The 7755-nt window shown below is 43.0% G+C and carries 7 protein-coding genes and 2 pseudogenes; all 9 read right to left on the bottom strand.

Going from position 1 to position 7755, the window contains the following annotated elements; genetic code table 11:
• The coding region (gene vgrG, locus PROVRUST_RS18350) for a type VI secretion system tip protein VgrG (RefSeq protein ID WP_006816406.1) at positions 1-682 on the bottom strand (682 nt) is incomplete at its 3' end.
• A 92-nt stretch (positions 683-774) separates the two neighbouring features.
• A pseudogene (locus PROVRUST_RS18345) lies at positions 775-981 on the bottom strand (VasL domain-containing protein); the annotation flags it as partial.
• Between the two features lie 42 nt (positions 982-1023).
• Positions 1024-1452: a type VI secretion system baseplate subunit TssE gene (tssE, locus tag PROVRUST_RS18340; RefSeq protein WP_006816404.1), complete on the bottom strand. Its 429-nt coding sequence runs from the start codon at positions 1450-1452 to the stop codon at positions 1024-1026.
• Between the two features lie 2 nt (positions 1453-1454).
• The gene (tssJ, locus tag PROVRUST_RS18335; protein ID WP_006816403.1) at positions 1455-1994 is read right to left on the bottom strand and encodes a type VI secretion system lipoprotein TssJ; all 540 of its coding nucleotides are present in this window, start codon (positions 1992-1994) and stop codon (positions 1455-1457) included.
• A gap of 15 nt (positions 1995-2009) precedes the next feature.
• The gene (gene tssG / locus PROVRUST_RS18330; protein ID WP_006816402.1) at positions 2010-3101 is read right to left on the bottom strand and encodes a type VI secretion system baseplate subunit TssG; all 1092 of its coding nucleotides are present in this window, start codon (positions 3099-3101) and stop codon (positions 2010-2012) included.
• Complete coding sequence (tssF, locus tag PROVRUST_RS18325; protein ID WP_006816401.1) at positions 3077-4828, bottom strand: type VI secretion system baseplate subunit TssF; 1752 nt, start codon at positions 4826-4828, stop codon at positions 3077-3079. Before tssF ends, tssG begins: the two co-directional genes overlap by 25 nt.
• A gap of 23 nt (positions 4829-4851) precedes the next feature.
• The gene (tssA, locus tag PROVRUST_RS18320; protein WP_006816400.1) at positions 4852-6471 is read right to left on the bottom strand and encodes a type VI secretion system protein TssA; all 1620 of its coding nucleotides are present in this window, start codon (positions 6469-6471) and stop codon (positions 4852-4854) included.
• A gap of 56 nt (positions 6472-6527) precedes the next feature.
• Complete coding sequence (locus tag PROVRUST_RS18315; RefSeq protein ID WP_230084864.1) at positions 6528-7313, bottom strand: hypothetical protein; 786 nt, start codon at positions 7311-7313, stop codon at positions 6528-6530.
• A 15-nt stretch (positions 7314-7328) separates the two neighbouring features.
• Positions 7329-7664: pseudogene (locus tag PROVRUST_RS18310) on the bottom strand (type VI secretion IcmF C-terminal domain-containing protein); the annotation flags it as partial.
• Positions 7665-7755: the final 91 nt, after the last annotated feature.

Genomic DNA, 7755 nt, shown 5'->3' with positions numbered 1-7755 from the left:
TATCGCTCAGCCCAGATGGGCTATTTAATGGTAGGGTTTTGTCATACACATAGCCGCGCTGGCTATCCGTAAAATGGAGGACTTCAGTTTGGGTTTCATCTTGCAAACCAAAGCGATAGAAAATACCCACTTCACTGAGTAAACGCTCAATAAATTGGCGGTCGCTTTCGTTGATCTGGTTAATTTGCTCGCGTTTTGGGTACTCTTTTTCAAGATGAAATTCGAACTCCCAGCCTTTGAAATTGTGCTCGCGTAGTATTTGTTCAACCACATCCGGAATGGATTGGTTAATAAAAAAACGGTGGGTACGAATTTGATGGCGAAGTAGCGCAAAAAAAGGTTCGATAACTAACTGGTAGCGAGCTTCATCCGCTGAGCCAGAGAGGCGACGGAAATCCGTGACCACCCCATGAACGCGCTTGGCAACACTCGGTTGAGTGGCGAGTCCCATTAAGTTATTTATCGGCGCAGAAAAGGTTAGACTGGCATTACGGCGCAATAATTGTTGAGCAGAAAGGTCTTGAGCGGTACAGGTAAACGTAATTTGATAGCGATAAGTGTCGCTAGCGGCTTCACGTCCCGTAAAATGTTCAACATCGAGTAGGTCTGAACAACCTTGAACTTCAAGGCGGTAACGATTTTGGCCTTGTAGCAGATTTTTTGCTGTATCGAGAAGACTCATAAGTTAACCTCCGAGATTTCACCAAAACTCAATGTGATTCTATCTTCTTCGCTATACCCTAAAGTCAGGCTTTGCGTTTGTTGGTGGTTGGCTTGGCGCATCAGTGTAAACCATGCGCGGGTTGGTAAGTCGGCCCCATTTTGATTAAATAATGATGGGCATAGACCATGGGCACGAGCCCAATCAATATCAGGACGTGCTGGATGAAAGTGCGTATTTAACTCTTCTTTTAGTGCAGCAAAGTCCGCATATGTCCGAGGATTGCCACCTAGTTGTAGTGTGTTTAAATCTGGATTCATAATTGTCTCAAACCGAAGAAAAGGAGGTGCAGTGATGAAAGATTAAAGCTGGTCGAATTGCTTTTTCAGATGGTGCAATAAAATACGCCCATCGGGCACAAATTCTGTGCCATAGCGAATTAAACCTTGCTCATGTAATTCGACCTCAAGGGCGTAATGCAGCGTGCCAAATGTATTTTGAGGTAAAAGTACCAAGGAGAGTGATTTAATGCGCGGCTCATACTTCAATAATGTTGCCGATAAAATGGTCATCATGTTATGAGCGCTGCCGGGTAAGCCTTGGATTATTTTACTCATATCGGGTAGACCATAATCGGGAAGGTGTTCGATACTGCCAGCTCTTGCATTGATAATTCGTCGAATATTATCCATTACAGAGACAATGACTTGATCTTGTTCTGAAATTTCATTGATATCTAACCCTCCCGCAAAATAGCCTGTCAACATTTCATACAATGAAGGTTGGGACATGGTTATTTATCTCCGAGAGGTTTTAACGTCATCGTATTGTCCGCTAAAGTCAGTAAACGAGGGTCATCGGGAAGTAGGCGTTTTTTCGGGATCACAACTCGCCAGTCATCAGTAATGAGGTCAGGGTGGTGGAACATGACCGCAATAGCCACATATTCAGCACCTTCTTCTAATGGCATATCAAGAGAGATTGACTCTCCGGGACGGATACGCAGGTCTTTCTGAGCGACTAAAGATGATTTTAGAACTTGGCTATCTTTCGCAAATAAAGATGCATAGTCACTTTCATTAAAGCTTTCAGTATCTTTTAATTGATAGACTCGAACGATGGTGGATAAAGAAGCCCCGGTGTCGTCAGTATTGAGGGCTGCACGAGCAACGAAATCTAAGTGGGCAACTTTAACTTGTTTATAAAATATGGCATTAGTGGCATTGCGAGTTCCATCACTCACCATCTGGGTTAATCCACAACCTGCAAGGCTTAAGGTCGCAATTAATATCAATGCGTTGCCGTAAAATGGCAGTAAATGTTTTTGTTTCATAGGAAAGTCTCAGAATTAAAATCGATAATTGGCATAGCGAATGTGCTGAGTATGTTGAGCTGATGGTGTCAAACGCTGATAACGTCCTAAGTTCAAGGTAATAATGTGATCAGGTTGATGACTATCGTTGCTTAATGGACCCATTACAGCGGTTCGACCTAGCTGAACACCTTGGCGAGATTTTGTGTTCAATGTGGCATTTGGAAGTAACGATCTCGGTAGTTTTAAGCAGAGCCGTGCATTAACTCGAGAGCCTAAATAGATATGCAATAATGCCATTAAATCTTGGTATAACTGACCGTCAGGCAGCCAATTATTGGCTTCTTCGTAATCTTGGGTCTCTAATGTAATTAATATTTGGCTATTTACATCAGTGGCATATTGACCCAATACGGGCTTGTTTTTCAATGTGATAGGTTTTTGGCATGACATTCCAGTCAAGCTGGGTTGCTCAATACGACGAGGATCATGAGGTTTCACTTTAACGCGAGTGAGCGGAGCTAATAATTTGACGAGGGAAATAACGCCTTCGGCTGTTCGTGTTGGGAAACGTAGAGTGCCAAGCAATGCAAGAAATCGAGATAAGGGGGCTTGTACATGTTGCTCGGAACCAGGAATACCGAGTCCAATTAAACCATAAAGATATTGGGATGTTTCATCTTGTCCCCCCGCCGAAAATGTTGCGGGATAAGAATACTTGCGCCAAATACGGTAAAACTGTGTTGTCAGCCGGTGATTGAAGATATCGAGAAAATCGGTGAGTGATTCAGTTCCATCACGAGCTTGAGCAATATCATCGAGATAGCTAGTCGGCAAGGGGGATGTAACCCCATATAGACCTAAAAAAGTCGTGCGGATACTTGGAGTTGCGCTATTACGATAGCGATCTTCGATATCCAATCCTTTAATTTCCGTCGATGGAAATCCCATCCCCCGATGAGGGCGAAAGCGCACTGAATCAGTTTTAGGATCTTGGGTGCTGCCTAATGGATGGATCTGCCTATTATTTTGTTCGAGGAGTTGGCATAGACGATAAAAATTGACGAGTGAAAGTCGCTCTCCCAGTGCATCAATCACTGGATTTACTGAGGATGATTCTCTGTCCATATTAGGCTATTCCCTGTTGGTAAAATATGTAAAGTCAGTTGGTTAAACAGATGCACATCGGTATAGAGGGCAAAAAAACGATTTAACATTTCACCGAATAAATGCATATCACCTTCTCCGTTAAATCCATTACTGTCTAAGGTGATATCAATGGCAATACCACGCTGTAAGAATCCTTTCTCAAAACGTTCAATAAGATGATGCTCGACATGGATCATGGCGTCTAACTTTCGACTATTGAGGTCGTCGTCACGCCAATCGTATAAAGCTAAAGTACCCCGCAATACTTCGACGTTATCCATCATATTGAGGAAACTTGCCCCCAGATGACTAAGGACACGCCAGTGGAAACGATCTTCTGCTGGTGGATAACAAGGCAATGTTGGTTTGCACAGATTACGTACTTGTAGAGCCGTTTGACGGGTTTCTTCGGTTCTATCCAGTAAGGTACTTTGGAGCGCTTTACGAGGCAATTGACCGTTAGTGCCGGTTAGCTGTAAGGAGAGTGTTTCGTTTTCCAGTACGGTAGTTGGCTGTTCATGCTCTCCCCCTAAAATTAACCACGTATCATGTAATCCAGAGACACTTCGCTTAACACGGGTATGGTAATAGTGCTCGGGAGCACTATGGCGTAACATGCCACCACGATGTCGAAAACTGCTAAATGGGACATAATTCACTTGTTCATGGCGTCGAGTTCCATGGACATTATCCACCGAGTAAATTTCGGTATACCCATCTTGTAGCCGCCGAGGACGTAATAAGTATTCGCTTTCTAGACCATTAACGGTTAACGGATCTGCTTCGATGCTAAATAGGTTAATGACGGGAACACTATGAAGTTTTAAATTATCGATTCCAAGGGGTAGGTCGCTGTCCCAAAGTGTATTGAGCACGATATCTAACTCAAAATAAGTGAGCGACTCTGGCAATGTAATTTCACCGAGCCCATTTAAATTGACGAAGAAAAATTTCTCTCGAAAAGAAAAATATTCCAGTAATAATTGATAACCGCTAAAGGTACTATCTGCTTTAGGCCAAAGTTGGTCAGTATCAGCAAACCCTCCAGGGGAAAACCACAATGGCAGTCGAATACGATCCGGGGTATTGGGTAGCTTAATGTAGGTGGCAGAAACGTGCTTGGTTAATGCTAAATGGAGTGCATAGGTGGTAGGAATATCACCAGCTAAGTAGAAAGAAATGGATTCCAATGACGTCTGCTTCCAATCAATCAATTTTCCACATTCAAAACGTAGGCGGATCACTGAGCGCCCATCGGGTTCTGTGGCTAAATTAACACTGGAAAGCGCGATAGGATTAAGATTTAAATCTTGAGTTGTTCGATAGCGACAAACCGTTTTCTTCGGTCCAATAGGGCGCGAAAGTACCTCAAAGTCTGCAGGAACCACTGACGATAATTTCATATCGTGAATAGTCGGTGATAATTCTACTATGGATAATGAAGGGATAGTTTGTAAATAATGAGGCCATAGTAGGCTGACTAATCCTTCGGTTAATTCGGGTAGGTCATCATCGATTTTCTGGCGTAATTGCCCCATGGAAAAAGCAAAGCCTTCAAATAAGCGCTCGACAAACGGGTCTGGAGTGCCAACCTTATCTAAATCGAGCAAGGCAGCGCGATCTGGATGTGCTTGAGCAAATTCTTTTGCTGCTTCTCGTAGGTATCTCATCTCCGCATCATAATATCGGAGGGTTAAATCATCCATTTGAGTCACTCTTTTTTATTAAATTAGGGATATAACACCAGCGCACGCACAGCATCTAACTGTGTTAATTGAGCGAGTAGCTCAGCCATTTGGTGTTGCAAATCGGTTTTATCGGAAGGTGTTCGTTGGGCTTTGCTGCGTAAAAGTTGCAGTTGGCGAGCTTTAACTTCAAATAGAGAATGGGGTTCCCAATCAGCTAAATGCATTTGTTCCGCGCTATTGTCTAATTCACGCAATAAATTGAGCGCTAAATCATGGCGAGCAAATTGTTCTGCTACCCTAGCCATGACTAGTTTTAATAGCCATTTTTGGCGTACTGTCTGTATTGATGGGTGTGAGATTAGCCAAGCAAGTGCAGCTTCGATACCATCACTATCAGCTTGTGTAAGTGCTTCTTGTTCTAGCGCCAATACAGAGGCATTATCACCATCATCTGCCCCTTGCGTAGGCATATGGTGAAGAGATGATAAGTTATCTTCAAGGATATGCTGTTTGATCCAAGCCTGTGTGACTTCATCTGCAAATGGGGTTCCATCTTCCCAAGCCAGCGTTTCTAAACCGGGTAATCGAGTTAAAAATTGTTTGAGGTCGGATGCGATAACGTCAGCCCAGCCATCCCATGGAGCTGGTGATTTACTCAATGCTTGATATAAATACCATTGCACATCAAGCCAAAAATGGTTGACGCCCTCGGTGAATAGACGGTCTGCCTGCTCGGTTAATTCTAGCCAATTCTGTTGGAGATACAGACGTTTTAATTGTGCTCTCGCATCAGAGCGTGGAGGTGTCAGGCGAGTGCATCCTTGCTGATTTTGCGGCGGGCATTGGTGTAATGTATCCCAGCGAACCGATTTCATTAATCGATGCCCCGATAACCAGCCATTAGGCTGATTACGCAAATAACTGGCAAGAACTTTGGCTTGATCCAAGAGTTCTCGACCAGATTGAATTGGGGATATTGGACTGAGACTGGCTGATGGACTTGAAGTTTGTTGGCTACGTACGCCTTCGCTGGCTTTGATATTTTGAGGAATAACGCTATCAGCACCACCAGATTGCGCTAGGCGATTTTCTAATGCTCGCAACAATGGCGAAAGATTAGGGCGGTTAGCTTCTTCCCAATGGCTAAATTCATCGATGATGGAGCCAAGCAGAGCAACAATACGAGAAAATTCATTGCTATCAACCTCTGGATAGAGGGATAAACTGTCGAGAACACGTTGTCCGGCTAGCCATTCAATGGCAGACTTTCGGCTATTGGCACGGCTAGGAAGCAGGGTGTCATGGTAGCGATTGAGTAATCCAGCAAGTAATCCTAGCCCATCTGCAAAACCGGACTCACCTTCTCGATGTAATCTTGCCCAAATGTAGTAGGTCACTACACGAACATCTTTGCATACATTCGTCAGTAAATTTTCTGCAAGAGTGCCGATTAATTCGGTATCTGATCCGGAGAGCTTATTCACTTCCTCTCTCATGCGCTCAAAATCATCGTCATAACCAGGGTCTTCCCCTACTGGAGTGTCAGCAGTGATGGGTAGCAACCAACGCTCCCATAATGACACTTGCTGTTCCACCAATTGGGGCGCGGCAAGAGGAGTTCCTGTAAAGCAGGCTGTGCGTAATGCGGTTAATAAAGGCATAGGTGATGTCCTATCGACGCTAATTCAAAACGATGGTATTCATGATGAAAAGCTTATTATGACTGAGTTGATGAACTTGAAGACTGAAGATCATTTCCAGATATTTTGGATAAAATATGAGTAAGAATTTGATTAAAATCCTCACCAGCTAACATTGCTTTACGGTAGGTAATTTTTCTATCTAATGTCGGGGTAACTATGTGTAGCTTTAATATTTTATCATTATTCTTCAGTATGTTGACGCAGCTAAATGGCACTAAATATGTTTTAGAGTATAAGTTTGGCGTCAGAATAAGGTTATCTTGATCAAGTCCAATAAGAATACGGTTCTTTAAACGTTTTAAATTACATAAGGTGACAATACCCGCGACAAATAAAAGCCAACCGAACCCCAAACCAAGAAAGGCAATAACTCCACCAAGAATGATGTATAAAATTGACATGAACTGAATTTGATTAGTTCTGAATAAAATTTGGATATCGGCTTGAGTGTCTGTGAATTCAATTAAACTTCCGTTGGTACGATTTTCATAAGCATATAAGTAGCCAGTAATAAAAATCAAACTTAATGGCAGCATTATAATTGAGCTAAGAATAGCGATAGTTAGTCCTATTTTAGGAAATTTATCCAGAATGAATAAGCTGATGATTTGCACTAGAATAGCAACCATAAAGGGTATTTTAACCCAACTCATGACTTCCATTAGACGGCGTTCATCATATGAAAGAGTCCATTGCAGGTCAGGGTCTCCGAGTAGCAAACTAGTCGAGTACCAAATAATACCCAGTAATAAACAATTTATAACTAAACCACAGTAAACAACGGTATTGAATTTTTTCATTGAAGCATCCATTCATTAGTCCAAAAAGATTTTTTCAGGGAGAACAAAATTGCGCAGTTTTAATAAGGCTAGCGGGCCTTGCCCCATTTCTGTACGAAGTTGGTAATTCAGCGAATAACCTTCTTTTGTGTTCCATGTCACGGTATAGCTGCTGGTGCTGCCCGCATAAGGGGCAATATTGGCGGTTTCGAGTAAACGGATCAGGCCCCAGACACCACGATGATCTCCGTACAATTTGGTGCCTGATGAGGTGGTCATCCACGTTAAGGATGCACCAGACGCCACCGTATCGGCTGGCCAAACAAAACGTTGCCATTCCGGGAATTGGTTATCGTAAGTGAGATTTTGTTTAACCCTTTCGGTTTCCAGCTTTGACGGGTTTCTTCGGTTCTATCCAGTAAGGTACTTTGGAGCGCTTTACGAGGCAATTGACCGTTAGTGC

Source organism: Providencia rustigianii DSM 4541, from assembly GCF_000156395.1.
GTDB classification, from domain to species: Bacteria; Pseudomonadota; Gammaproteobacteria; order Enterobacterales; family Enterobacteriaceae; genus Providencia; species Providencia rustigianii.
This window is presented reverse-complemented; position numbering and strand designations above follow the sequence as displayed.